General features: G+C 47.1%; 29 protein-coding genes. 27 read left to right on the forward strand and 2 right to left on the reverse strand.

What is annotated here, in order from left to right; all coding sequences use genetic code 11:
* Positions 1–176: 176 nt before the first annotated feature.
* Both FYJ60_RS11140 and FYJ60_RS11145 read right to left on the reverse strand, forming a co-directional pair.
* The gene (locus FYJ60_RS11140; protein ID WP_154458754.1) at positions 177–875 is read right to left on the reverse strand and encodes an Ltp family lipoprotein; all 699 of its coding nucleotides are present in this window, start codon (positions 873–875) and stop codon (positions 177–179) included.
* Positions 876–929: 54 nt separating this feature from the next.
* On the reverse strand, positions 930–1,574 hold the full coding sequence (locus tag FYJ60_RS11145) for a LexA family protein (protein WP_154458755.1): 645 nt from the start codon (positions 1,572–1,574) through the stop codon (positions 930–932).
* A 151-nt stretch (positions 1,575–1,725) separates the two neighbouring features.
* Here FYJ60_RS11145 and FYJ60_RS11150 point away from each other — a divergent pair, with 151 nt between their 5' ends.
* The 27 genes from FYJ60_RS11150 (at position 1,726) to FYJ60_RS11280 (ending at position 25,274) form a co-directional block, all read left to right on the forward strand.
* Positions 1,726–1,938 carry a helix-turn-helix transcriptional regulator gene (locus FYJ60_RS11150; protein ID WP_205839082.1) on the forward strand — a complete coding sequence of 71 codons (213 nt, stop codon included), beginning with the start codon at positions 1,726–1,728 and terminating at the stop codon, positions 1,936–1,938.
* A gap of 966 nt (positions 1,939–2,904) precedes the next feature.
* Positions 2,905–3,150, forward strand: coding sequence for a hypothetical protein (locus FYJ60_RS11155; protein ID WP_154458757.1), 246 nt, complete (start codon positions 2,905–2,907; stop codon positions 3,148–3,150).
* Positions 3,147–3,368 (forward strand): hypothetical protein, encoded by a 222-nt coding sequence (locus FYJ60_RS11160; RefSeq protein ID WP_154458758.1) that lies wholly within the window; start codon positions 3,147–3,149, stop codon positions 3,366–3,368. Before FYJ60_RS11155 ends, FYJ60_RS11160 begins: the two co-directional genes overlap by 4 nt.
* 82 nt (positions 3,369–3,450) lie before the next feature.
* Complete coding sequence (locus tag FYJ60_RS11165) at positions 3,451–3,810, forward strand: hypothetical protein (RefSeq protein WP_154458759.1); 360 nt, start codon at positions 3,451–3,453, stop codon at positions 3,808–3,810.
* Position 3,811: 1 nt separating this feature from the next.
* Positions 3,812–4,471 (forward strand): YqaJ viral recombinase family protein, encoded by a 660-nt coding sequence (locus FYJ60_RS11170; RefSeq protein ID WP_154458760.1) that lies wholly within the window; start codon positions 3,812–3,814, stop codon positions 4,469–4,471.
* A 27-nt stretch (positions 4,472–4,498) separates the two neighbouring features.
* Entirely contained in the window at positions 4,499–5,425 is a 927-nt protein-coding gene (locus FYJ60_RS11175; RefSeq protein ID WP_154458761.1) for a DUF1351 domain-containing protein, read from the forward strand.
* Between the two features lie 8 nt (positions 5,426–5,433).
* On the forward strand, positions 5,434–6,135 hold the full coding sequence (locus tag FYJ60_RS11180) for a DUF6291 domain-containing protein (RefSeq protein WP_330579205.1): 702 nt from the start codon (positions 5,434–5,436) through the stop codon (positions 6,133–6,135).
* A 98-nt stretch (positions 6,136–6,233) separates the two neighbouring features.
* Positions 6,234–6,518 (forward strand): hypothetical protein, encoded by a 285-nt coding sequence (locus tag FYJ60_RS11185; protein WP_154458763.1) that lies wholly within the window; start codon positions 6,234–6,236, stop codon positions 6,516–6,518.
* A 21-nt stretch (positions 6,519–6,539) separates the two neighbouring features.
* Positions 6,540–6,974, forward strand: a complete 435-nt coding sequence (locus FYJ60_RS11190) for a single-stranded DNA-binding protein (protein ID WP_154458764.1) — start codon at positions 6,540–6,542, stop codon at positions 6,972–6,974.
* A gap of 582 nt (positions 6,975–7,556) precedes the next feature.
* Positions 7,557–7,865 (forward strand): hypothetical protein, encoded by a 309-nt coding sequence (locus FYJ60_RS11195; protein ID WP_154458765.1) that lies wholly within the window; start codon positions 7,557–7,559, stop codon positions 7,863–7,865.
* 109 nt (positions 7,866–7,974) lie between these two features.
* Positions 7,975–8,409 (forward strand): hypothetical protein, encoded by a 435-nt coding sequence (locus tag FYJ60_RS11200; protein ID WP_154458766.1) that lies wholly within the window; start codon positions 7,975–7,977, stop codon positions 8,407–8,409.
* Positions 8,410–8,498: 89 nt separating this feature from the next.
* Positions 8,499–8,966, forward strand: coding sequence for a hypothetical protein (locus tag FYJ60_RS11205; protein ID WP_154458767.1), 468 nt, complete (start codon positions 8,499–8,501; stop codon positions 8,964–8,966).
* On the forward strand, positions 8,938–10,239 hold the full coding sequence (locus tag FYJ60_RS11210; protein ID WP_154458768.1) for a phage terminase large subunit: 1,302 nt from the start codon (positions 8,938–8,940) through the stop codon (positions 10,237–10,239). The genes FYJ60_RS11205 and FYJ60_RS11210 overlap by 29 nt, the downstream gene beginning before the upstream one ends.
* 14 nt (positions 10,240–10,253) lie before the next feature.
* Complete coding sequence (locus FYJ60_RS11215) at positions 10,254–11,618, forward strand: phage capsid protein (RefSeq protein ID WP_154458769.1); 1,365 nt, start codon at positions 10,254–10,256, stop codon at positions 11,616–11,618.
* Positions 11,615–13,465, forward strand: coding sequence for a phage minor capsid protein (locus FYJ60_RS11220; protein WP_330579198.1), 1,851 nt, complete (start codon positions 11,615–11,617; stop codon positions 13,463–13,465). The genes FYJ60_RS11215 and FYJ60_RS11220 overlap by 4 nt, the downstream gene beginning before the upstream one ends.
* Before the next feature lie 5 nt (positions 13,466–13,470).
* Positions 13,471–13,695 carry a hypothetical protein gene (locus FYJ60_RS11225; protein WP_154458770.1) on the forward strand — a complete coding sequence of 75 codons (225 nt, stop codon included), beginning with the start codon at positions 13,471–13,473 and terminating at the stop codon, positions 13,693–13,695.
* A gap of 161 nt (positions 13,696–13,856) precedes the next feature.
* The gene (locus FYJ60_RS11230; RefSeq protein WP_154458771.1) at positions 13,857–14,417 is read left to right on the forward strand and encodes a phage scaffolding protein; all 561 of its coding nucleotides are present in this window, start codon (positions 13,857–13,859) and stop codon (positions 14,415–14,417) included.
* A gap of 13 nt (positions 14,418–14,430) precedes the next feature.
* Entirely contained in the window at positions 14,431–15,267 is an 837-nt protein-coding gene (locus FYJ60_RS11235; RefSeq protein ID WP_154458772.1) for a hypothetical protein, read from the forward strand.
* A 16-nt stretch (positions 15,268–15,283) separates the two neighbouring features.
* Positions 15,284–15,664 carry a head-tail connector protein gene (locus tag FYJ60_RS11240; RefSeq protein ID WP_154458773.1) on the forward strand — a complete coding sequence of 127 codons (381 nt, stop codon included), beginning with the start codon at positions 15,284–15,286 and terminating at the stop codon, positions 15,662–15,664.
* A complete protein-coding gene (locus FYJ60_RS11245; RefSeq protein ID WP_154458774.1) occupies positions 15,661–16,041 on the forward strand; it encodes a DUF6751 family protein in 381 nt (126 codons plus the stop codon). The genes FYJ60_RS11240 and FYJ60_RS11245 overlap by 4 nt, the downstream gene beginning before the upstream one ends.
* 3 nt (positions 16,042–16,044) lie before the next feature.
* Positions 16,045–16,377 (forward strand): minor capsid protein, encoded by a 333-nt coding sequence (locus FYJ60_RS11250; RefSeq protein ID WP_154458775.1) that lies wholly within the window; start codon positions 16,045–16,047, stop codon positions 16,375–16,377.
* Positions 16,374–16,799, forward strand: a complete 426-nt coding sequence (locus FYJ60_RS11255) for a hypothetical protein (RefSeq protein ID WP_154458776.1) — start codon at positions 16,374–16,376, stop codon at positions 16,797–16,799. The genes FYJ60_RS11250 and FYJ60_RS11255 overlap by 4 nt, the downstream gene beginning before the upstream one ends.
* Before the next feature lie 3 nt (positions 16,800–16,802).
* Positions 16,803–17,318 carry a hypothetical protein gene (locus tag FYJ60_RS11260; protein WP_154458777.1) on the forward strand — a complete coding sequence of 172 codons (516 nt, stop codon included), beginning with the start codon at positions 16,803–16,805 and terminating at the stop codon, positions 17,316–17,318.
* 19 nt (positions 17,319–17,337) lie between these two features.
* Entirely contained in the window at positions 17,338–17,679 is a 342-nt protein-coding gene (locus FYJ60_RS11265; protein ID WP_154458778.1) for a DUF6673 family protein, read from the forward strand.
* Positions 17,663–18,289 (forward strand): Gp15 family bacteriophage protein, encoded by a 627-nt coding sequence (locus FYJ60_RS11270; protein WP_154458779.1) that lies wholly within the window; start codon positions 17,663–17,665, stop codon positions 18,287–18,289. The genes FYJ60_RS11265 and FYJ60_RS11270 overlap by 17 nt, the downstream gene beginning before the upstream one ends.
* Positions 18,290–18,302: 13 nt before the next feature.
* Positions 18,303–22,244 (forward strand): tape measure protein, encoded by a 3,942-nt coding sequence (locus tag FYJ60_RS11275; RefSeq protein ID WP_154458780.1) that lies wholly within the window; start codon positions 18,303–18,305, stop codon positions 22,242–22,244.
* A 294-nt stretch (positions 22,245–22,538) separates the two neighbouring features.
* Complete coding sequence (locus FYJ60_RS11280) at positions 22,539–25,274, forward strand: Cna B-type domain-containing protein (protein ID WP_154458781.1); 2,736 nt, start codon at positions 22,539–22,541, stop codon at positions 25,272–25,274.
* Positions 25,275–25,290 lie beyond the last annotated feature (16 nt).

The following is a 25,290-nucleotide window of genomic DNA, read 5'->3' on the forward strand; positions in this document are numbered from 1 at the left end:
GTATTGATCGTTGCATGGCTGCAAGATCAGATGCCCGTTTTACGGTGATGCAATTCATCAACAAATCAGGCAGAAATAATTCCAGCCGGCATAGCGACGACTATGCCATGCCGCTGGGTCATCTGCTTATAGGTCAGAAACTCGACCAGGTTCCGCGCAAAACGATCTAGGAGAGATTAAAGTCCGAGCTGATCTGCTGCATAGGTTGCCTGATCGACCGTAAATTTGTCACCGTAGTCAGAAGATAACTGGTCGATTAAGCTATCGCGTGAAAAGCCCCCCATATCCAGATAACTCTGCCCGGCTTCGACTGCTTCAGCATTCCAATCGGCACCACAATTATCTGCCGCGTAGGTTGCCTGTTCTACGGTATATTTATCACCGTAATCAGAAGATAACTGATCAATTAACCCCTGATAGGAAAATCCGCTGTAATCCAGATAATCTTTTGCAGATCGGAGTGCCTGTTCATTCCAGTCTGCGCCACAGTTATCTGCAGCGTAAGTAGCATCTTCTACGGAGAACTGATCTCCATAATCGGAAGACAGCTGATCTATCAAGCCCTGATAAGAAAAACCGCTCATTGCTAAGTAAGATTTTGCGGATAGAAGCGCTTGTTGCTGGCTGGCTGTTGCACCTTCGGGAAGCGCGGCGTCTGTTGGTTCAGGAGTTGATATCATTGTTGGCTCTGGGGTAGATGTTTCAGCCAGTTCCGAAGTTGTTACAGCTGTTGGATCTGGTGTGGATGTCGGTACTGAAGTGGCGGCTACAGTAGGTTTGGGCGTAGATTCTGCAGAGGTAGATCCGCTTGATGCTCCACATCCGGTAAGACAGAACGTAAGTGTAAGTGTTAATAGGACCATTTGCTTTTTCATTTTTCTTCTCCTCTTGAATTGAAATTATTATCAACCGTCCTATTACGGATTGATTTACAGTTTTCCTCTTACTTCCGTAACTCTTCCTACAATTTTCACAGGCAATTCTTCTATTTCCTGACGGGAATAATACATTGGGGCAATGCTGGCATTGTCGGATAGCAGCGCCAATCCGTCCTCATATCGTTTTATACGCTTGCATGTTGCATGATCGCCGTTTACGGTGGCAATAATTACGTCACCGTCTTCCCATCCCAAATCGGTGTCAAAAATGACTGTATCGCCGTCCTGAATCCGGGGAATCATACTGCTTCCTTCAATACGACAGGCGCGAACGTGATCTCCGGGGTCTTTGTCGTAGTCAATCCATTCCAAAACATCCTCTTCGGCATACATAGGCTTGCCAGCAGCTACAGTGGTTAGAATAGGGATGCGGTAGCGACCAAACGGAACATCAGTCCGGAGAACGTTTGAGCGGTCGGGATTATTTTCAAGTAAATCTGATTTATTAATTCCCAACCAGTTGCAAATACTTTGTACTTTATCAATTCTTGGCATGGTTTGACCAGTACACCATTTTGCTGTTGTTGCGGTAGTAACATGCATATAACGTGCGAGATCTGCTTGATTGTATCCATTTAACTCTAAATAATGTCTTAATCTTTTTGCAAAAATTTTTCTTAGTTCTTCGTCTGCCATTGATTTCTCTCTCCATTTGACTACTCATGAGAGCATGATACATCTTTTTAGTTAGTAAATCTACCAAAAAAATTACAGAAAAACTAACTTTAATATTGACAATACTAACTTATAAGTAGTAGTATATGCAATGAAAGGAGGGCGCTGCATAATGATTCATCTAAAAGCAGCCAGAGTTAATGCAGGAATGACTCAGGAGGATGTGAGAGAATTTCTTCTTAAAAATGGCTATAATACGGCAATATCCACCATTTCAAATTGGGAATCTGAAAAAACCTTTCCACCTGTAAATATTTTCAAATTGCTGTGCCGTAGATATGGGTTAAAAATGGATGATATTTTTATACCCGAAACACTAACTTAAAAGTAGTGAAATAAAGTGGGTTACTTTTCCTAATTAAAAAATTACAGACTAAGCCATAGGAGTGAAAGAACTGATTAGAGAAAACATGAAGCCAACAAAAAGAGAGGAGAAGCACAGAAAACGGCAATGATCGCAACGAAAAAGCTCGCAGGGATTATAAAAGAGAAAAAAGTGAATATCAGATGGCTTTCATCGGTGACAGGACTGCCGTATATGAACCTGTATAACAGCCTGAGAAGCTCCCAAAGAAGCAGAGAACTGCGAGCGGATGAGTTGCTCCTAGTATGTGATGCAATTGGTGTTGATCCACGGTGCTTATTACAAAAAAGCTGACAGAGATGTGGCCTCCATCAGCTTCTTGCCAAATTTGTTTACTCTTGGCGTTTTGCAGGTTTTCACCGCACCCGGCCACATCAAATGCTTCTATTAAACGCTTTGCCACTTTCGCTGTTTTGGTTCAGCACTGCCTAATCGCTGGCAAATGACCGGAGATTCATCATGGCGTGGCTATTCGCGGTAGCCATGATGTAGATCTACAATTACCCAGTTTTAAGTGTCGTGGTGCCACTATGTGCGGCCAATCAAAAGAGAGCAGGCAAAGTCAAAAGTTTGGTCAAAGGACCACGCTCCTTTCTTTGCCATGTAGGCATTTATATTTTAACACAGCGATAAAAGCATCAAAAGGGGTTTTCGGCTGTTATATAGGTTCGTATACGGCAGTTCCGACAGACAAAGGACATCACAGAAAAAAGAGGCGAGATAAAAAGAAAACGAGAAAGAGAGGAATAAGCAATGACCGAAAATAAGGGAGGCGATCATATGTTGTTTAAGGATTGTTTAGCCGCAGCAATGCGGGAGAAGAATATGACAGGCAGCGATCTTTCCCGAATAACCGGAATCGGGAAATCCAGTATCAGCTAGTATCTTACCGGAAAAAATATTCCATCCACGGAGAGAATGAGGGTTTTGGAGGAAACGCTTGAGGCAGATTTTTCAGCGTCCGCCATCAAGGAGGCTCATGATCCGTCTGGTTTTCACCGGGCAAAGGTTGATGCAGTGGCGAGGGCTATGGGGATGAATGCGGGAACCTTGAGAAAAGGGATTCGGCAGGGCGCGTTCCCCTGGGCGTATGGAATCCGCACATCATCCAACCGATGGGTGTATGTGATCAACCAGGAAAAGCTAGAAGCCACGGAAGGACTGAAACTATGATTCTGGAAATTTACCGGGGTAACGGCCTCACAGAGTTAATTGAGGAGTCAGAGTATGAGCTGGAAAAATCACATCAAGCTAATCAGCAGATTAGCAGCGGTATACCTTCTTTTCCTCCCAATAGCCGGAACAATGGGAAGGTCAAGGGGTACTTTATTGGCCGGGACGGCATCCCTATTGTATTTAATCGTCTGCTACATAGCGGACGGAAAAAATAGCGCGGACTGATGACACAGCCCACGCAAAGAAAAATATAAACGCACACACTAATTATAGCATAAAACGGAAAGGATGGATGATATGAATGCACAGGAAATCATAGACATCATTCCAACCGGCCATGAAAATGCGATTACGCGAAAGCGATTGCATGCAATCACAGGGCTTCCGGACAGGACAATCCGTGAGGCAATCAGCCGGGGAAACGAAGTGGTTATTAACCTGCAGGATGGGAAAGGCTATTTCAAGCCGGATCCGGTGAAGGACAGGGATTTTTTAAGAAGATACATGTTGCAGGAGCATAGCCGGATGGAATGCATCAAAAAGCGTGTGGAGTTGGCGAAAAAGTATCAAAAAGCTGGTGTGTCAGCCCATGAGCCACAGGATTCTGGGTTCCAAAAGCCATTCTTTCACCAGATGTCCCTGGAGGAGCTGCTGTAAAATGGCGGTCCATATGATCATTTTGAAGGACCGGAAAGACTGGTTGGCACATAGAAATGGAAGAATAGGAGGTTCTGACTGTGCGGCTATTCTTGGGATGAACCCGTACAAGACCAATGTCCAGCTGTGGGAGGAAAAGACGGGGAGATGCACCCCGGAGGATATTTCTGGAAAACCCTACGTGCAGTACGGACATGATGCCGAACCGCATCTCCGGGCTCTGTATGCGCTGGATCACCCGGACAGCAGGATTTTCTATACAGATAATAACATGTGGCTAAATGACAAATTTCCCTGGGCGCATGCGTCGCTAGACGGATGGCTGGTTGACAGGAATGGCCGGAAAGGAATTTTAGAAATCAAGACAACCAATATCATGCAAAGCATGACAAAGGAAAAATGGAACGACAGGATTCCGGATAATTACTACCTGCAGGTTCTTCACTACCTGATGGTTACGGAATTTGAATTCGTAGAGCTGAAAGCACAGCTGAAATACGAATATTCGGATCCGGAAAGCCTGTTCCTGAATACCAGGCATTACCATATCGAGCGGGCGGATGTGGAAGAGGACATTAAATTTCTGGAGAAAAAAGAAAACCAGTTCTGGGAAGACATCAAGTCAGACCACAGACCTGCGCTTATCCTTCCAGAAATATAGCAATCATACAATGGAGGATTGAATGCTATGAACAATTTGCAGCTGATTGTGGATCCGGTAAAGATTCCGGAGAATATTACATTTAACTATGCAGAACTGAGCACTGCCATCAAAACCAAGATGGAAGAGTACAAAGGCCTGGTTTATACGGATGACCAGATCAAGGAAGCAAAGACGGACAGAGCCGATCTGAACCGCCTGAAAGGAATCCTGAAGGACGAGCGAATCCGGATGAAAAAGGCATACCTGGAGCCGTTTTCTGATTTTGAGGACAAGATTAACAGCCTGATCAGCGTCATTGACGAGCCTGTTGCCCTGATAGATTCACAGATCAAGGAATACGAGAAGAAGCAGAAGGATGATAAGGAGCAGGAAATCCGTGAGAAATTCAAGGGCATGGGATTCCCAGATTATGTATCTCTGATCAAGGTATGGAATCCAAAATGGCTGAACAAATCCTATTCCATGAAAAATATTGAGGATGATCTGCTCTCCCGGAAGGCAGAAATCCAAAAAGATATCGATACGATCCGCGCCATTCCCGAATTTTCCTTTGAAGCGTTGGAGGCGTACAAGGTAAACCTGTCGTTGTCGGAGGCGGTTGCAAAGGGCAAGGAGATGGCCGACATCCAGCAGCGCAAGCAGGAGGCCGAAGAGAAAGCCCGGAAGCAGGATATAGAAGGCCAGGTTGCAGCTGAACAGGGGCAGATTCCCGGAGAAGAAGTAAATCCGTTTGGTGATGGGATGCTGGATCCCGGAAAGATAGAGAACTATCCGGAGCAGGAAGAAAAGAATCAGGATCCGGAACCGGTGCAGCAAGAAAAGAAGGAAACCCGGAAAAAAGTTGTGATTGAAATCATTGCAAAGGAATCCCAGTTCGAAGCGATCAATGATTTTTATAGGAACCTGAAACAGACAGCGGAGTCTATTCGGATTATCTCTAAGCTACACTGATCGCTTCTATCCCAACGGAACAGGCTGGGGAGCTAATCCAGGCGATTTGTAAGAAACGTATCGGCGAATCAGTTGAAATTACTGATCCTTCCGTAGCCGGGATGTTTGCCATGATTGCCCCGCAATTAGATGAGGATAGCAAAAAATATCAGGAAAAGTGCGACCGGATTAAAGCCGCCCGTGAAAAAACCGAGCTAAAGAATAGCGAATCAGAGCTGAAAAATGACGAATCAGCCCTGAAACGTGAAAAATCAGAGCTGAAAAATGACGAATCAGGCGGTGTATCTGTATCTGATTCTGTATCTGATTCTGTATCTGTACACCCTACGGGTGTAAATAAACGCGCGCGCGAGGCGAAACAGGAGAAGCAACGCCATAAATTCGGGCAGTATGGCCATGTTATTCTGTCGGATGATGAATTTAATACCTTGGCGGCTGAACATGGAGAACCGCAGACCAATGAGGCCATACGCGCCGTTGATGAATACTGCGAGCAATCGGGAAAGCGCTATAAGAACTATGCCCTTGTGCTGAAAAAATGGGGATTTAAGGCTGTTGAGGAGAAAGCCCGGTCAGGGACAACGAAGCAAGGCATTAAGCAGCAGGGTAATAAATTTAATAATTTTCAGCATCGGGATTATGATTTCGACGTTCTGGAGAGGCGTATTTTGAATTCGCAAATCCCTCCGGAGCCAAAAGAAACAGGATAAGCGGGAGGATGTATGAAAATATTTGTTTTTATCGTTGTGCTGTCCGCCATCGTTATGGTTCCGGACATCATCGACTACCTGACCGGCGGAGGGGATGATTGGGATTGAATACGCTGCGAATAGAGATTGACGGTATGGTGCACACGCTGAAAGAGTGGGCGGATATATCCGGCGTCAGTCCTGATACCATCCGCGGGCGGTACAACAGCGGATGGAGGGGCAGGAAGTTAATCCAGGTATCGCGGACATACAGCCAGAAGAAGCGCAGAAGTGAAATCCGGGAAACATGCATGCGGACAGACTGCTTTAACTGCCCGTATGATGACTGCGTGAATGGGGATCCGCCGTACCCGGAATGCGGGGATATTCAGGAATGGGTTTAGAAAACCCGGAAGGAGGGAAACATGAACAAGGTAATTTTGTTAGGCCGTCTGACCAAAGACCCGGAAATCAGATACACGCAGGGGGATGAACCGATGTGCGTTGCCAGATACACCCTTGCTGTGGACAGAAGGTTTCACCGTCAGAACGACGACCAGACCGCGGATTTTATTCGATGCGTGGCATTTGGGAAGGGCGGGGAGTTTACGGAGAAGTACCTGAAAAAAGGCATGAAAATCTGTGTTTCCGGAAGAATTCAGACCGGGAGCTACACGAACCGTGAAGGGCAAAAGGTATATACCACCGATGTGGTCATTGAGGAACAGGATTTTGCGGAGAGCAAGGCCGCAGGCCAACAGAGCAGTCAGTCCGATCAGACGCCACCACCGGCACCCACTGACGAGGATGGGTTTATGAGCATCCCCGACGGGATTGACGATGAACTGCCGTTTAACTAGACATAAACCATTTGGTTTATATACTGCCCCACGTAACCAAATAATCCCAACAGCATGACTGATGAATAGGGTTACAACAGAAAATTAAAAACAGGACGCAACATTGTGATGGTAACAGGTTGATTGCCGGATGGGGCAGCGGCACACAGACAGATTCTTCGGGGGATTGGATGACACTAAAAGGATTCCGCCGCCCGGAGGTCTGGGGAGGGTGAATGTCGAAGATATTTCCATGTTGTTCGGATTGTGAGTGCTATACATGCCTTTTTTATTGGTCTGGGCGTTGTACATGCTTCGACGATATTCGGTCAAATATTCGTCCGCGAGAAAAAGAAACCGGAGAACACTGGACCGGATGGAGCCGTTGCGAGGAACCCAGAGAACAGGGTCACTGGTGCAGGGGAGGAATATTAACCCCACAACACGGTGAGTGTCAGAAATATGTACAGGTAGACGAAGAGAAGATCACAGTTCAGGATTGCTTGAAGGCCGTAATCACAAAATATCAGGATGGCTATATTAGCTGCAGCCTGATCGAAAATTTTGGATGCGAAAAGTGTTACAGAGAATGGGAGGAAAAATATGGATAAATTCACAGATGACGAGAAGATCATCGCAAGGAACATAGATAAAAAGTATAAGTGGATGGCGAGAAATAAAAAAAGCGGAAACCTGATTGTATTCGCTCGGAAGCCTTATAAAGACCCCGTATTTGAACGCTGGACTTACAATCTTCCAATTCCAATATGTTCCATTCCTGTGTTTAACGATATGTTCAAATCGGTCACATGGGAAGATGCGGAACCGACACTGATCAAGGACATCTATGGTCCGCAGATTCTTTCCGAGACGTTCAAGATGGAGATTGAATGCGCGGAGGACAAGCAATGAAAGTTGTACTTGATGAAGATGCGTACATGCCGACGAAAGCGCATGAGGCGGATGCAGGATATGACCTGCGGACACCGAATGGTGACAGTAGATTCGGGAGCACGGGACGATGACAGCGAAAGAGTATTTAATGCAGCTGCATATTTTAGATACGAAAATAGCCCAAAAAATTGAGGAATATGAGCAGCTGCAAAGCGTTGTGAAAGGGAAGGGAATATCCTATGAAGGGGACAGAGTGCAGACATCTTCGGATAATATACAGGAAAAATGCATCGTTGAATACACGGATATTGAAAAAAATATCAATTCCCTGATAGTTCAGTATATCAAGCGGAAAGATAAGATCATAAACGAAATTCACCAGCTGCAGGATCCCCGCTTTATCAGAATCCTTTATGATCACTATGTCCCAGACAAGAACCACCACACAAAATGTCTGGAAGAGATTGCGGTTGATATGAAATACAGTTATGACCGGGTACGCCATATGCACGGACATGCGCTTTTGGCATTTCAAAAAATTATAAAACATGACACACAATAGCACATTCATCTGTGTTATTATGGCAGCATGAAAGATCGGGAAAGTCCCGGTCTTTTTTGCGTGAAAAATAAATGAAGTTGGTGGGGTGAATGGCAAATGAAGATAACTTAAGGCCAGTACGAACCGAGGAAGAAGCGAGAGAAAAAGGGACTAAAGGTGGAATTGCATCCGGAAGGGCGCGCCGCCGCAAAAAAGCCATGAAAGAGCGGCTTCAGGAAGCGCTGGAACTAAACGTGATAAACCCTGATGTGAAAGAGTTAATGTGGGAAATAGGTATGGAGGACGGCAGCACAAATTATGATGCCGTGACCGCAAGTATCGTAAAAGGGGCAATCCGTGGGCTTCCCGGATATGCGCGGCTGCTCATGGAACTGATCGGCGAGACTGGAGAGGAAAAACGGGCAGAGAAAGCCGATCGGAGGGATGCGAAACGTCTGAGGATGGAAGAAGAGGAATTCAAGCATAAGTACGCAGGGAACACAGAGGACAATGACATGGTGCTGGAGTTTATAAAAGGGATGCAGGAAAATGGTCCAACTGAGCAGAAAACAGATTGAATATCTGAACCATGCGGACAGGCGTTGGAATTTCAAGTCCGGAGCTGTAAGGTCGGGGAAATCATTTGTCGATACGGCAGCTGTCATTCCAAAACGAATTATTAACCGGATTGAAAAACCAGGTATTTCCGTAATCCTTGGCGTTTCGAGGGATAGTATAGAGCGGAATGTCCTGGAACCGATGCGGGAAATCTATACAGATAAACGTGTTGGCATTATCAATTCCAGGAATATTGTTTCTATGTTCGGGGAACAGGTGTGGTGCCTGGGAGCTGAAAAGATTTCTCAGGTGGCAAAAATACAGGGTTCATCCATTAAATATGCGTATGGGGACGAGGTGGCCAAGTGGAGCCCAAATGTGTTCCAGATGCTTAAATCCCGTCTGGATAAGCCCTATTCGTGTTTCGATGGTTCCTGCAATCCGGAGCATCCAACCCACTGGCTAAAGGAGTTTCTGGACTCTGACGCAGACATCTATGTTCAGGAATATACGATTTTTGACAACCCATTTTTAACAGATGAATTTGTCAAAAACCTATGCAGCGAGTATGCGGGGACAATTTATTATGACAGGCTGATTCTAGGGAAGTGGAAACGCGCAGAGGGAGCAATATACCGGAAGTTTGCTGACAATCCAGAATCGTTCCGGTGTGAGATTGTTGTCGGGGAGGTTAACCCACAATCTTCTGTGAAGCAGTTCCGGAAAGATGATATTGTATCTATCGAAATCGGTTTGGATTTTGGCGGGAACCAGTCCGGGCATGCATTTGTAGCCCGCGGATATACGGACAATTTTCAGGATGTCATTATCCTGGCATCCAGGCGGATTACAGCCGGTGATACGGATGCACCGATTGATAGCAACGTGCTGGATAAAATGTTTTGCGAATTCGTCGGGTACGTGGAGAACACATACGGACTGACATCGTGGGACGGGATTCATAATTTGGAATCCGTATACTGGGACAATGCGGAAACAGTGCTCGGTAATTCCATCCGGAATGCCGTAGAAAGGGAATTCCCCTGGATTACGGTACGCCCGGCTCAGAAAAGACGGATAAAGGACAGGATTGATTGTACGCTTCGGCTCATGGGGTCGGGGCGTTTTTGGTATACGGCAGACGCGCGGACGGTGGCTAAGGCATTAACAGAATCTGTTTGGGACAAGACAAAGGCGTATGATGAGCGCCTGGATGATGGGAGCACTGACATAGATTCATTGGATGCAATGGAGTACACGATCGAGCGCGACATGAAAGACCTGATTGCGTGAGGTGGTGGTTAGGAATGTTTGAAGGCGTCAGGCGCTGGTGGAAAGGGGTTGTCGGACGAATGTTCGGATATACGGAAATGAAGAGGATTGCCGGGACAGATGTTACGATGTCCCAGGCGATGATTACGGCCATAAACCGATGGAAGAACATGATAAATGGAAATGCGGAATGGCTGGACAGTGATAACGGCATTATTTCCCTTCGGTCTGAGGTTGGCATCTGCCGTGAATTCTCTGATATTGCGATCGGGGAAATGGAAGCAAAGGTTGATCATAGTGATCTTTTGAACGATGCTCTGCAGCTTGCCGTGCGTGATCTGAATGAAAACCTGCAGGACGGACTTGCACTGGGTTCCTTCATTCTAAAACCTCTTGGCGGCGATAAGTCTGAGTTTGTTTCCGCGGATAAATTCGTCCCGGTAAGCTTTGCTGATAACGGGGTGCCGAATGACGTCATGTTCCTGACGCGCAAGCGCACGGGAGAATCCAGCTGGTACACAAGGGTAGAGCGGCACCGGTTCAACGCTGACGGAAATCTAATGATTGAAAATAAATGCTATCACTCATCCGCGGAGTCGAATATCGGCCTCCTGTGTGGTCTGGACGCGGTTCCTGAATGGGCGAATATTGAACCGGGACCAATCATCTATCCGGGCATGAAGAAAAATGATTATGGTTACTTCCGTGTGCCTCTAAAGAACCGGGTTGACGGTTCTGCATGCGGAGTTTCTATTTATGCCGAAGCGGAAGAATTGATACGGAATGCAGATATCCAGTTTGGACGTCTGGACTGGGAGTACAACTCCGGGGAGCGCGCAGTCCATGTGGATGAGCGGGCGTTGCGGCACAAGGGTGGTGGTAAGGTTTCTGTTCCGCACGGAAAACAGCGCCTGTATCGGGGGCTTAACCTGGAGCAGAATTCCGGGGAGCTCTACAAGGAATATTCCCCCGCCATGCGTGATGAAGCATATATCAGGGGTCTGGAGAAGGCCTACCGTTCCATAGAGTTTGTTGTTGGGCTGGCTTATGGTGATCTTTCAGATGCCTCCGAGGTGGATAAGACGGCCACAGAGGTCAGGGCTTCCAAGCAGCGCAAATATAACAGGGTAAATTCAATCCAGGCGAATCTCCGGGATTGCCTGGCTGATTTTGTGGATGCCTTGGCATTCTGGAATGATGTTTATACCACAAATTATGAATTCAGCTGTGTTTTCAATGATTCTATCCTCACTGACGAGGAAACCGAGAGGGAGCAGGATAGAAAGGATGTGGCTATGGGTGTCATGTCTCTGGTCCAGTACCGGATGAAATGGTACCAGGAGGATGAGCAAACCGCAAAAACCAATCTGCCGGAACAGACTAGCAGCGTGATACAGTGAGGGAATCCTATCACAGCGCACTGGCTGCAGGTATAGAAAAACGATACCGACAGCTGGAATATGACATTATGGAGGATATTGTCCGGAGGATCCGGAAGGCGGGGAAAATAACCAGTACGGCAGACTGGCAGCTTAACCGGCTCCGGATTCTTGGAAACAGTGCTGCTGATATTCAGCGGATGATTGATCAGAATGTAGGGGAAGTGAAATGCGATGAGTTATATGAAAACGTAATTGACGAATATTACACCCGTGACCGGAAACTATATATGCAGAGCTCATCTGCTGAAAGGGCCGTTCCGTATGAAAAGAACGAGGAGCTGAAGCAGCTGACAAGTTCCTTAATCAGTCAGACCAACGGCGCATTGAAGGGAATCACCCGGTCAATGGGGTTTATGCTGGATTATGGCGGAGGGAAAAAAGTATGGACACCTCTGGCAGAGATATATAACCAGTACCTCGATCAGGCCGCTGTGGGAATTGCAAGCGGTGCATTTGACTATAATTCGATGATACGGAAGGCGTGCAAGCAGCTGACTGATAGCGGCCTCCGGACGGATCACAGGTTTACGATCAATCCGGAAGATGACCGGGGGATTGATTATCCCTCCGGGTGGCATAACAGGATTGATGTAGCCGCACGCAGAGCCATTCTGACGGGCGTTTCGCAGATGGCCGGGCGAATCAACGAGATGAATGCCGAAGCTCTTGGAACGGAGTATTTCGAGGTCTCATGGCATGCCGGAGCACGCCCCGATCATGCCGTATGGCAGGGTAAGGTCTACACTAAAAAACAGCTGGAAACCGTGTGCGGATTGGGAACCGGCCCCGGCCTTCTTGGGTGGAATTGCCGACATGAGTATTATCCGTTTATTCCGGGTGTTTCAGAACGCACTTATACGGATGAATGGTTGGAGGAGCAGAACCGCAAGGAAGCGGAGACAAAGACATTCCGAGGCAGAGAGTACAACACATATCAGGCAACACAGAGACAGCGTCAGATGGAAACCAACATGCGGGCCCAGCGCGAGAAAGTTAAACTGATGCAGGCCGGAGACGCTGACCCGGATGATATCGTAATTGAGAAGTGCAAATATCAGGCGCAGCTGGATGAATACCGGAGTTTCAGCAAGGCGTTTGGTATGAAGACGCAGACTGAGAGAGTTTATTATGATCTGAATGGGCGAATTGCTCCAAGCAAAAAACAATACGAAAAATGGAATGATGGATATTTCACAAAAGCTGCTGAGGAGAAGCGGGAACGGGAGCATATAAAAGATCTTGCGACCGGTCTTATTAGTAAGGCTCATAAAATGGAACCTTCCATTACTTCCGATTTAAAAAGTGCTGTTTCTCAGGGAACTGGTAAGTTGCAAGGCCTTGAACATAGATTTAAAACAGAAGCGTCACTAAAACGAAAGCTGGTGGATAAAGCAGATGCAAAAAAGATAACAACAGATGAATATGCAAAGCGGGTAACAGATGTCCTTCGTTATACAAATGTGTCAGTGGATGAAAATTTCACGGAAGATTATTTCACAATTATTGAATCAATGAAAAGGAAAGGTTATACTTTAGTTGAAGTTAATAATAGTTTTACGTCAAATGGTCCCTATCGTGGTGTAAATACCGTTATTATGAGTAGGGGGCGGTATAAGTTCGAGCTTCAATTTCATACGCCGGTGAGCTTTAAGATTAAAGAACAGAATCATAAACTCTACGAGGAACAGAGAAAAACAGGGGTTTCCGAAGAACGTAAGGCTGAACTGACTTTAGAAATGATAAAAAATGCGTCAACAATTCCATTGCCGATTGGAGTTGATAAAATCAAAAATGTTGGGGGATGATTTATATGCCAGAACTTGACTATTATCTTGCGTATGATGATGGCAATATTTTGATTAGAGCAAACAATAATGCGACTATTCCCGCAGAGGTTGTAATTGATCGGTACGATAGGACACTCGGAAAATGGATTCGAGATTTTGATATGTGCGGAATCTATTCCGGTGATATTCCTGTGAGAACGATAACAGAAGCAGAAGCGTATAGACGTATTGCCGCAGGTCAGAGGTGACAGGCGGCTTTTGTAAAATAGTTAATCAAGAGTTAATCAAGCATCGGAGCGATCCGGTGCTTTTTTATTGGCCGGATGATCAGGCCTTAAACAGTCAATCAGAGAGCCGGAAGTAACAGGCTTAAAACTACTTATATTCTGAAATTTGAAAGGAGAGGAACATGAAAACAGAGGATTTGAAAGCATTTGGACTTGAGCAGGAGGTAATTGATAAGGTTTTTGCCCTGAACGGAAAGGATGTTGAAGCTGAAAAAGCGAAAACAAAAAAAGCCGAAAATGAACGGGACAACTACAAAACCCAGCTCGACACCGCAAAAGAAACCCTGTCTAAATTTGACGGAGTGAATGTGGATGATCTGAAGGGACAGATCACGAAGCTTCAGGGAGATCTGAAGGCAAAGGATGAGGAGTATGCCGCGAAGGAAGCAGAGCGCACCTTCAATGAGATGTTATCCGGAGCAATCACGGCGGCAGGCGGTAAAAACGCCAAAGCAATTACTGCCATGCTTGATCTGGATGCTCTGAAAGCATCCAAAAATCAGAGCGAGGATATCAAGAATGCCATTGAAGCCGTAAGGAAATCCGATGCATACATGTTCGGATCCGAAGAGCCACACAAAAATGCAGTGGGGGCAACCGGAGGAGCGGATGGCAAGGAACCGTCAGGGGATGAGTTTGCAGCCATGCGTGCGTTGATGGGACTCCCCGCAAAAAAGAAGTAAAGGAGATTAAAAAATGCCTAATACAATTGCACTGAGAAAATTTTATTCTGAAGCACTGGACGAGGTGTACAAGCTTGCTTCCCTTACATCCGTACTGGATGGGGACAATTCTTTGGTAAGGGAGGGAGCCAATGCAAACGAACTGTTAATTCCCAAAATGGACATGGACGGACTGGACGACTATTCCAGACAGACCGGATTTGTGGATGGCAGCGTGACATTTGCGTATGAATCCAAAAAGATTGCGTATGATCGTGGCCGCATGTTCACTGTAGATGCGCTGGACGAGAAGGAGGCAACTCCGGTATTCTCCGCGCTGTCTGCGCAGTTTGTAAGAACCAAGGTAGTGCCTGAGCTGGATGCGTATCGCCTTGGTGCATACGCGACAAAAGCCGGGAATTCTGAAGCAGCAGCGCTTACCGATGGAAAAGCGTCTACCAAGGCGATTTCCCTTGCAAAGTCCACGATCAAAGACGCGGAGGCGAATATTTCCACAACGTACCTGTTCATTAACCCGACCATCAAAGCCATGATTGATGATCTGGACACAACGGCGTCCCGAGCGGCGCTTGAGGGTTGGGCTGGAGTAATTGAGGTTCCTTCCAGCAGGTTCTTCAAAACCATTACCCTGCAGCATGGTTCTTTCAAGGGAACAACGGCGATGAATTTCCTTGCGGTTGACAAAACTGCCCTGTTGCAGTTCCAGAAGCATATTGTCAACAAGATCATCACCCCTGATCAGAACCAGGACGCAGATGCATGGAAGTTCGGCTACCGTACCGCAGGTATCGCAGAAGTGCTTGATAACCGTGTGGAAGGAATTTATGCGCATACTGCAGCATCTGCGTAAGTAAAGGAGTCAGCCAATGGCATACGCTGATTACGCATTTTACCGGGACACGTACAGCGGTGATCTGATAAAGGATGAAATAGTTTTTGTCCGGCTGGCATTGCGCGCCAGTAAAATACTAGATCATTACACCATGCAGAGGATTGATCAGTCGGGTATCAGTAATGATGTCCGGCTGGCCGTTTGTGCTATGGCAGAAGTGCTGTTCTGGCAAGAAAAAAGAAAGAAAAAGTACGATGGCCGGGAGATTGCGAGCGAATCAAACGATGGCTATTCCGTATCATTCGCGGGAGCAACCGATTCAGAAAGGGCATCACTAACTGAGAAGGAGTTATACCTTGCAGCGTATAAATACCTTTCTCAGACGGGGCTAATGGATTTCGGGGTTGAGACATGATTACAAACGCAGACGTAACTTTATATCACCAAATGTATGACACGGCTACGAAAAAGACGACGTACAAAAAGACGGTTATTCAGGACGTTTCGTGGTATGCGTCATTTGGCATCGCAGCAGGAAATGCGGGTATGGTGGGGAAGGAAATTTTCAAGATCCGCATTCCTCCGGAAGCTCTTGCAGATGGAACCTCCGCCCTGGATTCTTACGGAAGTGACTGGGTGGTTGGGAACAAGGATTATTTTTGCCGCGGCGAAGGACCGGACATCGAAAAACCTTCCGATCTGGAGAAGATCAACGTCCGTTATGCACAGGTGTGCAGCTGGAGCGACAACCGAAGGGGATGTCTTCCACATATCCGGATTGAGGGGTGGTGATTTATGAGTACATCGGTAAGGCTGGAGATGGACAACACGGATAAGATTTTGCTGAAACGGAACCTCAACAAGAACGGAGAAGGACAGCGGTTTTTTACAAGCACTGTTCGCCGTATGGCGGATCCGTATGTCCCGATGAGAACCGGTGTCCTGAAGAACACGGCGGTTGAATCCACTTCGTCCATCACTTACGGACAGCCTTATGCCAGAAGACAGTACTACGAAAATAAGGGTAATGGCATGAGGGGCAAACAGTGGGATAAACGGATGTGGGCAGATCACGGAAAAGAGATCGTTTCGTCCGTAGCTAAGTTTTGCGGAGGCAGGTCAGAATGAGCGTAATTGGGGCTATTCATCGCTGGATAAATGAAAAATGTACGGTGCTGGATCAGTACCGGGAGTTGTTCATGGATTACCTTCCGGAAGATACAGAAGGTTATAGCCTTGAGGGTGTCCCTGCGGAGCCGGTGGTCCGGAGATATGTCAACGGGGACATGATCTGTAGAAAGGTATTTGCCTTCAGCTCTACAGAGGTCTATGACGGGATTGACAACATTGACACGGCGGATTTTTACGAAGATTTTGCGAACTGGATGGAGCATTGCACGGAGGATAAAAATTTCCCGGAATTACCGGAGGGTGAGGAAGGAATGAGCATCCGTGCGACAACGGACGGGTATCTGTATAACGAAAACGGTAAGCGGTGCCAGTACCGTATACAATGTGAATTTATTTATTTCAAGAAAAGGAGAATTTGAACAATGGCAGGAGTAAGAATGAGAGCCGACAATGCGGATTATCTTATGATCGGCAGCACATATGAATTTATTGGAAACGGTTTTACGAAGCTGGATGATGATCCGGCGGCATCCACCTCCAGCAAGCGGTATATCAACATGCGTTCTGAGGTGCAGAGTATTACCGGTTACGCATGGACGGCACCTTTCACATTTGACCAGATTGATTCCGAGAAAGCGATCGCCTTTCTGACGAAGATTGGCAAGGAGGAAATGACTGGAAGCGCAACAGAGACCAACTATGTATCTGTTGATCTGAACGGCACGAAAGACGAAACAAAAGGCTATCCGGCAAGAATGAGAAAGGTAGCGGTTGAGGTCGCATCCTTTGATGATTCTGACGGCGAGATCGAAGGCTCCGGGAATCTGCTTGCCAAGAGTGACTGGTCTTATGGATTTTTTAATGTGGAAACAAAGGCTTTCTCTGAGGATGAGACAGCGAAGACTAAATTTGCGTACTCCGTAACACTGGCAGGCTGAAAAAGGGAGGGAAACCGAAATGATTATCAACGGAGAAGAGTATTATTACGATGCAACACAGCCCAAAACCCTGAAGCTCACAAATAAAATGTTCCAGGATTTTGCAAAAGCAGATAAGGCAACAGGGGAAGATGTTTACAAGCGGCTGGACATTTTCAAGGAACTTGTACCTGATTATCTTGATAAGCTCTTTGGAAAAGGAGCCGGGGATAAAATATGCGGGAAAAAACACTCTCCGTTGATGGCCATGCAGGCATTTGCGGAAATCGAGAAGGAATACTACGAACAGTACGCCCGTATGGCTCAGATTGGCGCTGATGTTCAGACAACAACGGTAAAAATCAATGGGCTTGCAAAGTGAGCTTCACTACCTTCTCGATCCGCTTCCCACATCCTTGAATATAAACGGCGTGGAATATCCGATTCAGTCGGACTTCCGCGCTGTCTTATTTTACGACAGAATCCTTCGGCAAGGGGACCATTCAAGAGATGATAACGCGGCGGCGACGATAGCAGCCATCACCTACCTATTAGGCAGTGTTCCGGATGATGCTGAGGAAACGGTAACGCAAATTGATTGGTTTATCCGATGTGGCGTCACAGATCGCAAGCACAAGCCGTCTAACCAGCTCTTGGGTATCAATAGCGAAAAGCCTATGGACTGGAAATATGACAGCCGCCTGATATGGTCCGCGTTCCGGCGTGTCTATGGGGTAGACCTGCGGGAAGTTAAATATCTGCACTGGTGGGATTTTAACGAGATGCTTGCCGAACTTCCGGAGGATGTCCGGTTAAACAGGATCATCGAGATCAGGACAAAAAGCCTTGCGGACAAAAACCTGAATAAGGAGCAAAAGAATCTGTATAAAGCCCTGCAGGGCTACTACCGAATTACGGAGCCAAAAAGCGAGCGGGAAGAGAAGATAGCAGAAGCATTGAAGCGTGGAGAAGATCCAGCGCCCTATTTATAAGGGAACAGAGGTTATGGCAGACGGAAAAATTATTATTGATACTTCGCTGGACACGAAGGGCATAGAAAAAGGGCTGGCTGATGCTGAAAAGAAGGTTAAAAAGGCCGCAAATACTATCTCAGAAAGTGCAGAGAGGGCGGCTAAAAGCGTAGGTAAAGAAACAGAAGAGGCTAAAAAGAAGGTAGAAGCCCTTCGCGCCAATTTAGACGATCCTATGCGTTCTTTCACAGTGAAGGCGGATAACCTGTCTTCTGGCCCGATATCCCGAATAAAAACGGCTTTTGAGGATAGCGCGAAGGCCAGTTCACGTTGTTTTTCAGAATACACAGAAGACCTAGACAAATATTCAACGGCACTTGAACCCATAACGGGAGCTATCAAGGATAAAATTGGAAAGATAGCCGATTTTGCAAAAAGCGCGGCAAAAATCGCGGTTGGTGCAATCGCAAGCGTCAGCACTGCGATTGTTGGCCTTGGAACGATGGGGGTCTCGTATAACGCAGAAATAGAAAAATACCAGACTGCGCTTACTACGATGCTTGGTTCATCCGAAAAGGCGGAGGCTGCTCTAGAAGCGATTAAGAAGGATGCCGCAACAACTCCGTTTGATGTCAAAGGACTTGTACAGGCCAATAACTTCCTTATTTCTACCGGAGAATCTGCAGAGGAGTCCAGAAAGACTATCATGGCTCTGGGTGATGCTGTGGCGGCTACAGGAGGCGGTAACGATGAGCTGCAGAGGATGTCTCAAAACCTGCAGCAGATCAAAAATGCCGGAAAGGCGACAAGCGCTGATATCAAGCAGTTCGCTTATGCAGGAATTGACATATATGGGATTTTAGCGGATTACACCGGAAAGAGTACCAAAGATGTCAAGGAAATGGATATCACATATGAAGAGCTGACAGCGGCGCTGCAGCAGGCAGCTTCAGAGGGCGGGCGGTACTACGACGCCATGAATAATCAGTCAAAGACCTTCAACGGGCAGCTGTCCAACTTGAAGGATAATGCGTCTGCGCTTGTTGGTCAGGTTTTTGAGCCGATATCTGAAACATTGACAAAAAAGCTCATGCCAGCGGCAAACGATGCGATTCAGCAGCTGTCAGATGCTTTCCAGAAGGACGGCGTGGACGGGCTGATTGATGCAGGAGGGAATGTTATTGCCAATCTGCTGATCGGTATGGGTAAAGCAGCGCCGAAGCTGATTACAACCGCTGCCGGACTTATCAAGTCTATTGGCAGCAACATGATTAAACACAAAGACGAAATGCTCACGGCCGCCAAGGAAATTGTAAAAGCACTTGCAGACGGGCTTTTGTCGCTACTCCCGCGGTCTATCTCGGAGCCAATCCGGAAAATATTTGACGATATCGGAAAGTCGATGGAATCCGGAGGGCTGAAACGTGGCATAGAAAAAGCGGCCAAGCTGGTAGGAAAGCTGGTTCAGGCGTTTGGGGATATCGTTGATTCTGTAGGCCCGGCGGTTATAAAGATCATAGATTTTATCGGGGATCACTTTGATGTGATTGCCACGGCGGCCATTGGTGCGGTTACTGCGATTCTTACATTTAAGAAAACTGTGGATGTGATGTCTGCTGTATCAAAAGTGATTGAGACAGCACAACAGGCGCTGACAGCCTTGGGTGCAGCCGCATCTGCGAATCCTTTAATGCTGATTCCGGTGGTGATTGCCGGTGCAGCTTCGGCATTTGCTATGCTGGCGGCTAATGTGGAAACTACCGATCCACAGCTTCAGGCATTTTATGACCGGATTGATGCAATTAACCAAAGTGTGGATGAAAACCGACAATCAATGTCTCAGATGGATGATGAAATTCAGAACACGGTTTCATCCTATCAGCAAAGTGCGTCGGAGTTGGAAAATTGGAAGAGCCGACTTGGGGAATGCTTTGACTCACAGGGACGTCTAAAAGATGGGTGCGCAGAAACCGCAGATTACATCCTGAACCAGCTTAATGAGGCAATGGGAACACAATACTCCCTGACTGCTGATGGGTTTATTGAAAACACGGATGGAGCAAAGGTCTCCCTGCAGGAACTGAACGGAACCATTGACGAGAACATATCTAAAACGAAAGCACAGGCCATTCAAGCGGCTGCTATGGATGAATACACGCAGGCGGTTAAGGACAATGCCACGGCTCAGAAAGACCTTTCTGATGCAGAAAGCGCATATCAGGAGAGCCTGTCGGCATACATACAGGCCTACGCAGCTTATAGTGATGCAATAAAGGCAGCAAATGAAGATACAAAACAGTATGGCGAGGTGTCCTCTGACACAGCCAGCAGATTAGAGGAGGCTCAGACAGCGCTGGAAGATGCTTCCGGTGCATTTTCATCCGCAGGAGACGCCTATAGGGAAGCTGGTTCTGCTGCGGCGGAATCGCAGACAAAGGTGGCAGGATTAAACGCTGTGATTGATTCTCTTGCGACAGGTACAAGGGAAGGAACAGACGCTGCCGCTGAAATGTACGAACTGATTCCGCAGTATTCGCAGGAGGCTGCGTCCGGCATAATAGCCAGCCAGAACCTGATCAATGCGGCCCTGTCTGGTACAACACCAAACCTAACAGACCTTTCTGAAGGTTTTGAAATGGCTGCAAAGGCTATCCGTGAAAACGGGGGAAAGATTCCAGAAGAATTACAAAACTCATTGAATGAAGCGATTGCTTGCATTGACAAGCTTGGACCTGATGGCAAGAGCAGTATGATCGCGGCTATGGGCTCGGTTCTTGAAGGAATGGCTGACATGAATCCGAAATTCAAAGGGCTATCGGAGGCATCTGCTGATGAAATCCTATCGGCATTCCAGGAACTTGTGGATTCTGGAGCCGCACAGCAAAGTGGTGTGGATGCGGCCGAGGCGGTATCCAGTGGCGTGGAATCTGTGGATACCAGAACACCGGCTGCAGCGAAAGCCGATGATGTTGTATACGGGCTTACGGGAGAATTTGAAGCCAGAAGGTATTCTGTTGTAGCGGCTGCGCAATCTGCGGTGCAAGGAGCTAATGAGGGTATTGATGCAGCCCAAATGCCTGAACACGCGGCGGAAACCGCTCAGAGTGCATGTGATAACACCGTAAATACTTATGCAGCAGGAGAGGCAGGCGCTTATCATGCAGCGGCTGAGTATGCCAAAAATTCAAATGACGGGCTGGATTCTGCTAATGTGGATGGCCATTATGGCAGGGTTGCGGATGATGCCAAAAATGAATTTATTGGAAACCTAAGCAGTGGAAATGCGGGAGCGTATGCATCTGGTGACAGGCTGGGAAGTTCCGCAGATAGTGGCCTGAACAAGAATAATTATCCGGGAAAAGCGGGAGCCGTAGGGGACAGCTTTCAAAGCTATTTTCACGGAGCGATTGAAAATGGATATGAACTGGCCGGAACAGCCGGGGATCAGCTGGGCTCTATCGCCTATGGGCGGTTGAATTCCTATACTTCAAAGGCGAGAGCTGTTGGAGCGAACTTCAGCCGTGGATTCGCACAAGGCATTAACGCTAATACAGGGGCGATCAGGAGTGCCGCTGAAAATGCCGCACAACAGGCGCTTGACGCGGCAAAGAGGAGGTTGGATGTCCGGTCACCTTCCCATGTGATGGACAAGGAAGTCGGTCGTATGATCCCGCTTGGAATTGCGCAAGGTATTAAGAACAAAACGCCGGAGATGCTCAGGCAGATGGATAAAAGCGTGAGTGGGCTTATTGATCATTCATTTATCCTTGACAGGCTGCAAGATTCTATGAATAGGAGCGCCAGGGCGGCCGCAAAGCCTATGGGGGGACTGGCCGGGGCATCTGTAACGAATGTTTATAACAATGACAACAGTATGCATCAGGAGAACACCTACAACGTGCCCACTGCGTCCCCGTCTGAGGTCGCAAAAACACAGAGGCAGGCATTCAGAGCGTTTGCGGGAGGTGTGGCATGACGACTAATACATTAACCATATGATAAAAACGGGCGCCAGTATCAGTACGTCGTAAAGGAGACCATCCCTGCATCGGATAATGGAAATTATCAGGCGATCTATTACAAGGATGCTGATAGGAAAGAAGTAACGAATCTTGGCTGCCCGAATGGCGGAATCGTTCTGAATAAGAATGTCAAAAATACAACCAGCATCTATGTCCAGAAACACTGGGTTGCCAAGGGTACAACCTTAAAGGTCGCGGGTTATACAGTACACGTCGGCCTGAAACGGTACACGGATGACTCCTCTAAGGTGGAAATTGTCAAGGATAACACCGGAACTCCGCTTGTAAAAGAGATCAAAGGGTTTGCTGACTATAATGATTTGACGGCGGGAACGACCTTCAGCGACCTGCCGATGATCGATGAAAAGGGTAACTTCTATACCTATATTCCGTACGAGGTGCCAGAGTCAAACTATCTCTCAAAGGGAGCTGATGATGGTACGCTGGATCAGGGCGATGCCTTTACCGTCAATGCCAGTGGCGAAATCGACACATACAGTATCACGAACGTTACTTCCGCTGATTGCGCACGGCCGGACAAGAGAACCAGAGTTACGGAGATCACGAATACGCTGGGCGGTACGATCCGGTTTGAGCTGAGCAAAACATGGACAGCGAAACCGGGAAAAACCTCGGTTCAGTATGCGATTCACCGCGTGGATCCGTATGGAAAAGAAGAGGTTCTGGATCAGCACGGAAAGACATGGGTTGCCCTGGATGAAGCAAAGGCAAATAGGACTTATACAGGGGAGCTGACTGGAAACAAAGACGAACTGTACTGGGGCAGTATAGCGCCAGATATTGTTCTGCCACTGTATGACGAGAATTCTTCCCGTTATACTTACTTCGTCGACGAAGTGGGTGATGACTCCCGCCATTACTTTGACTATACCCTTAGACAAGATAATTCCGGCAAGGCAGATCTCGTTGAATCCGTTGCGATTACAAATAATAATGTCAATGGCGGCGATGGTCAGAACATGAACGTTGATCTTTACAAAACATGGGTCGACGGCGGCGATACCTCCACGCGACAGCCAGTTGTGATCAAGGTTTTCCGCAAAGATAAAAATGGAAAGATTGACCGTCCGGCAGACTGGGATAAGCAGAAGATCGGTGTTTACAAGCTTTCTGCCGATAACGGCTGGCATGTCACTCAGCTGTTTGGCTTAAGTAATGAACAAATGACAACCTATTTCGGCAGCGAAGAGAGTGGAGTAAGGACTCTTACTGACGAAAACGGAGAGACTCGAACATTTGACAACCTTTTAAAGAATGACATTGTTTACCGCGAAGTAAAAGTCGGAGATACTGACGTACCCGCTGGTGACAACTGTGCCTATCACAGTTATACGACTACACTGGTCTCTGAGAATGGCGTCGAGGTGCAACAGGACTATAAGGTTACCTATGCGGGCGATAACGGTAGTGAAGTAAAGAACGTCAAGCAGGGTAAGGTCATCTACCAGATCAACGCGAAGTGGTTTGATGGACATTATCTGAAGGGAAGACCGAAGGTAACCTTCAATCTTACGCGCGACGGGAGTCCGTATGCCACTTGTACAGTAACAGTTGATAAGGATGGAAAGGTTTCGACAACTGCAACCATCGATGAAAATGCTGCAGATCTGGGAAAGGATTATAGCTTTGCGCGTGGGAAGGGTGAATCCCTCAACGACTACATCATTACATTCAATGACTTCCCGCTGTATAATGAAGAACTCGGAACCAGGTATGAATATAAATGTGAAGAGAGTCTGACAGACAGCGGATATATAATTAACAGCCCGATCGACGTCGGATATACAGGGACAACAACTGGCGCGGATGGAGAGAAAAATGAAAATCTGAAAATCACCACAAATTTCACAAACCGCCGCGAAGACAAAGATGAAACGATCTCTTACAAGAAGATCTGGGCAGATCACAACAACAGCGAAAACATTCGCCCAGATGTCACACTGAACCTGGCGGCACGGGTGAAGAGCGCAAGTCAGATTAAGGCGGCAGGCGGAGATGAGGAGAACCTCCCTCTGATCCCGATTTCTTGTGATACCTATAAGGAAGCCGTTAAAGGCCAGGAAAATACAACCTATACTTATACCTTTGCTCAGAGCATGCCAAAGTATGTCACAGAAGACCTGGTGAGAGCCTCAAACAATAAGCTGACAGATGATGATATCGGCGCCGAGGTTACCTACTATGCTTCCGAGACGATGACTGGCGACGGTGCGGACAAATATAAGGAGACAGACACGCCGGCAGATGGAACTTCAGCTATCACATCCGGAGAGAAGACGTACCTCGCAAACGGCTCAACTTTCATCAATACCATGCATGCGACGATGGTGGCAAGCGGCACGAAGGTATTCAGCAAAGTCCCGTATGACATGGAAAGCGACCCGTTTGTCATGCCACAGGACGGCTCGATCATTTTTACTTTGATTCAGAAAAGGGTAACGGACACCGGGAACGGTTCGCCATATATGGTAAAGGATAAGCCTGCGACTGCCAGTCTGGTCGTAAAGAATGGCTCCTACACCTTTGCATTTAAGGATGAGGATGGCAACACTCTGCGGATTCCAAAGTATGATAAAAATGGAGACCCATATATTTACAGCGTAACAGAGTCCTTCCCGGATAATGCACTGACTTCATTTGATCAGGTCTTTGAGAAGAAACCATATGTCTCCAGAGACCTTCAGGTGACAAACAAGTACGTCGCAGCGCGACGTTGCATTACAGTTACCAAGACGTTTAACACTGAAGGCTGGACGAACGCTGAAAAAGAGGCAGGAAGATATCCGGATGTTGCGTTCACGCTTTACCGGGTAAAGCCTGGCGCTGAATTCAAAGAAAACGACAGCAGCCAAAAACTGAAGACAACGACGATATCCGGGACTCAGTTCAAGGCTGAAAAAGGGACCGTAACGGTCACGTTTGATAAGCAATTTCAGATGCGTTTAAGCCTGGGGCAGAGATGAAGAAGACACTCAGGAG

This window comes from Bilifractor porci, assembly GCF_009696005.1.
Classification (GTDB): domain Bacteria; phylum Bacillota; class Clostridia; order Lachnospirales; family Lachnospiraceae; genus Bilifractor; species Bilifractor porci.

Coding starts and splice junctions, on each gene's coding strand:
- FYJ60_RS11140 (WP_154458754.1), bottom strand. CDS start 875: ATGAAAAAGCAAATGGTCCTATTAACACTTACACTTACGTTCTGTCTT.
- FYJ60_RS11145 (WP_154458755.1), bottom strand. CDS start 1,574: ATGGCAGACGAAGAACTAAGAAAAATTTTTGCAAAAAGATTAAGACAT.
- FYJ60_RS11150 (WP_205839082.1), top strand. CDS start 1,726: ATGATTCATCTAAAAGCAGCCAGAGTTAATGCAGGAATGACTCAGGAG.
- FYJ60_RS11160 (WP_154458758.1), top strand. CDS start 3,147: ATGATTCTGGAAATTTACCGGGGTAACGGCCTCACAGAGTTAATTGAG.
- FYJ60_RS11165 (WP_154458759.1), top strand. CDS start 3,451: ATGAATGCACAGGAAATCATAGACATCATTCCAACCGGCCATGAAAAT.
- FYJ60_RS11170 (WP_154458760.1), top strand. CDS start 3,812: ATGGCGGTCCATATGATCATTTTGAAGGACCGGAAAGACTGGTTGGCA.
- FYJ60_RS11175 (WP_154458761.1), top strand. CDS start 4,499: ATGAACAATTTGCAGCTGATTGTGGATCCGGTAAAGATTCCGGAGAAT.
- FYJ60_RS11190 (WP_154458764.1), top strand. CDS start 6,540: ATGAACAAGGTAATTTTGTTAGGCCGTCTGACCAAAGACCCGGAAATC.
- FYJ60_RS11195 (WP_154458765.1), top strand. CDS start 7,557: ATGGATAAATTCACAGATGACGAGAAGATCATCGCAAGGAACATAGAT.
- FYJ60_RS11200 (WP_154458766.1), top strand. CDS start 7,975: ATGACAGCGAAAGAGTATTTAATGCAGCTGCATATTTTAGATACGAAA.
- FYJ60_RS11205 (WP_154458767.1), top strand. CDS start 8,499: ATGGCAAATGAAGATAACTTAAGGCCAGTACGAACCGAGGAAGAAGCG.
- FYJ60_RS11210 (WP_154458768.1), top strand. CDS start 8,938: ATGGTCCAACTGAGCAGAAAACAGATTGAATATCTGAACCATGCGGAC.
- FYJ60_RS11215 (WP_154458769.1), top strand. CDS start 10,254: ATGTTTGAAGGCGTCAGGCGCTGGTGGAAAGGGGTTGTCGGACGAATG.
- FYJ60_RS11225 (WP_154458770.1), top strand. CDS start 13,471: ATGCCAGAACTTGACTATTATCTTGCGTATGATGATGGCAATATTTTG.
- FYJ60_RS11230 (WP_154458771.1), top strand. CDS start 13,857: ATGAAAACAGAGGATTTGAAAGCATTTGGACTTGAGCAGGAGGTAATT.
- FYJ60_RS11235 (WP_154458772.1), top strand. CDS start 14,431: ATGCCTAATACAATTGCACTGAGAAAATTTTATTCTGAAGCACTGGAC.
- FYJ60_RS11240 (WP_154458773.1), top strand. CDS start 15,284: ATGGCATACGCTGATTACGCATTTTACCGGGACACGTACAGCGGTGAT.
- FYJ60_RS11245 (WP_154458774.1), top strand. CDS start 15,661: ATGATTACAAACGCAGACGTAACTTTATATCACCAAATGTATGACACG.
- FYJ60_RS11250 (WP_154458775.1), top strand. CDS start 16,045: ATGAGTACATCGGTAAGGCTGGAGATGGACAACACGGATAAGATTTTG.
- FYJ60_RS11255 (WP_154458776.1), top strand. CDS start 16,374: ATGAGCGTAATTGGGGCTATTCATCGCTGGATAAATGAAAAATGTACG.
- FYJ60_RS11260 (WP_154458777.1), top strand. CDS start 16,803: ATGGCAGGAGTAAGAATGAGAGCCGACAATGCGGATTATCTTATGATC.
- FYJ60_RS11265 (WP_154458778.1), top strand. CDS start 17,338: ATGATTATCAACGGAGAAGAGTATTATTACGATGCAACACAGCCCAAA.
- FYJ60_RS11270 (WP_154458779.1), top strand. CDS start 17,663: ATGGGCTTGCAAAGTGAGCTTCACTACCTTCTCGATCCGCTTCCCACA.
- FYJ60_RS11275 (WP_154458780.1), top strand. CDS start 18,303: ATGGCAGACGGAAAAATTATTATTGATACTTCGCTGGACACGAAGGGC.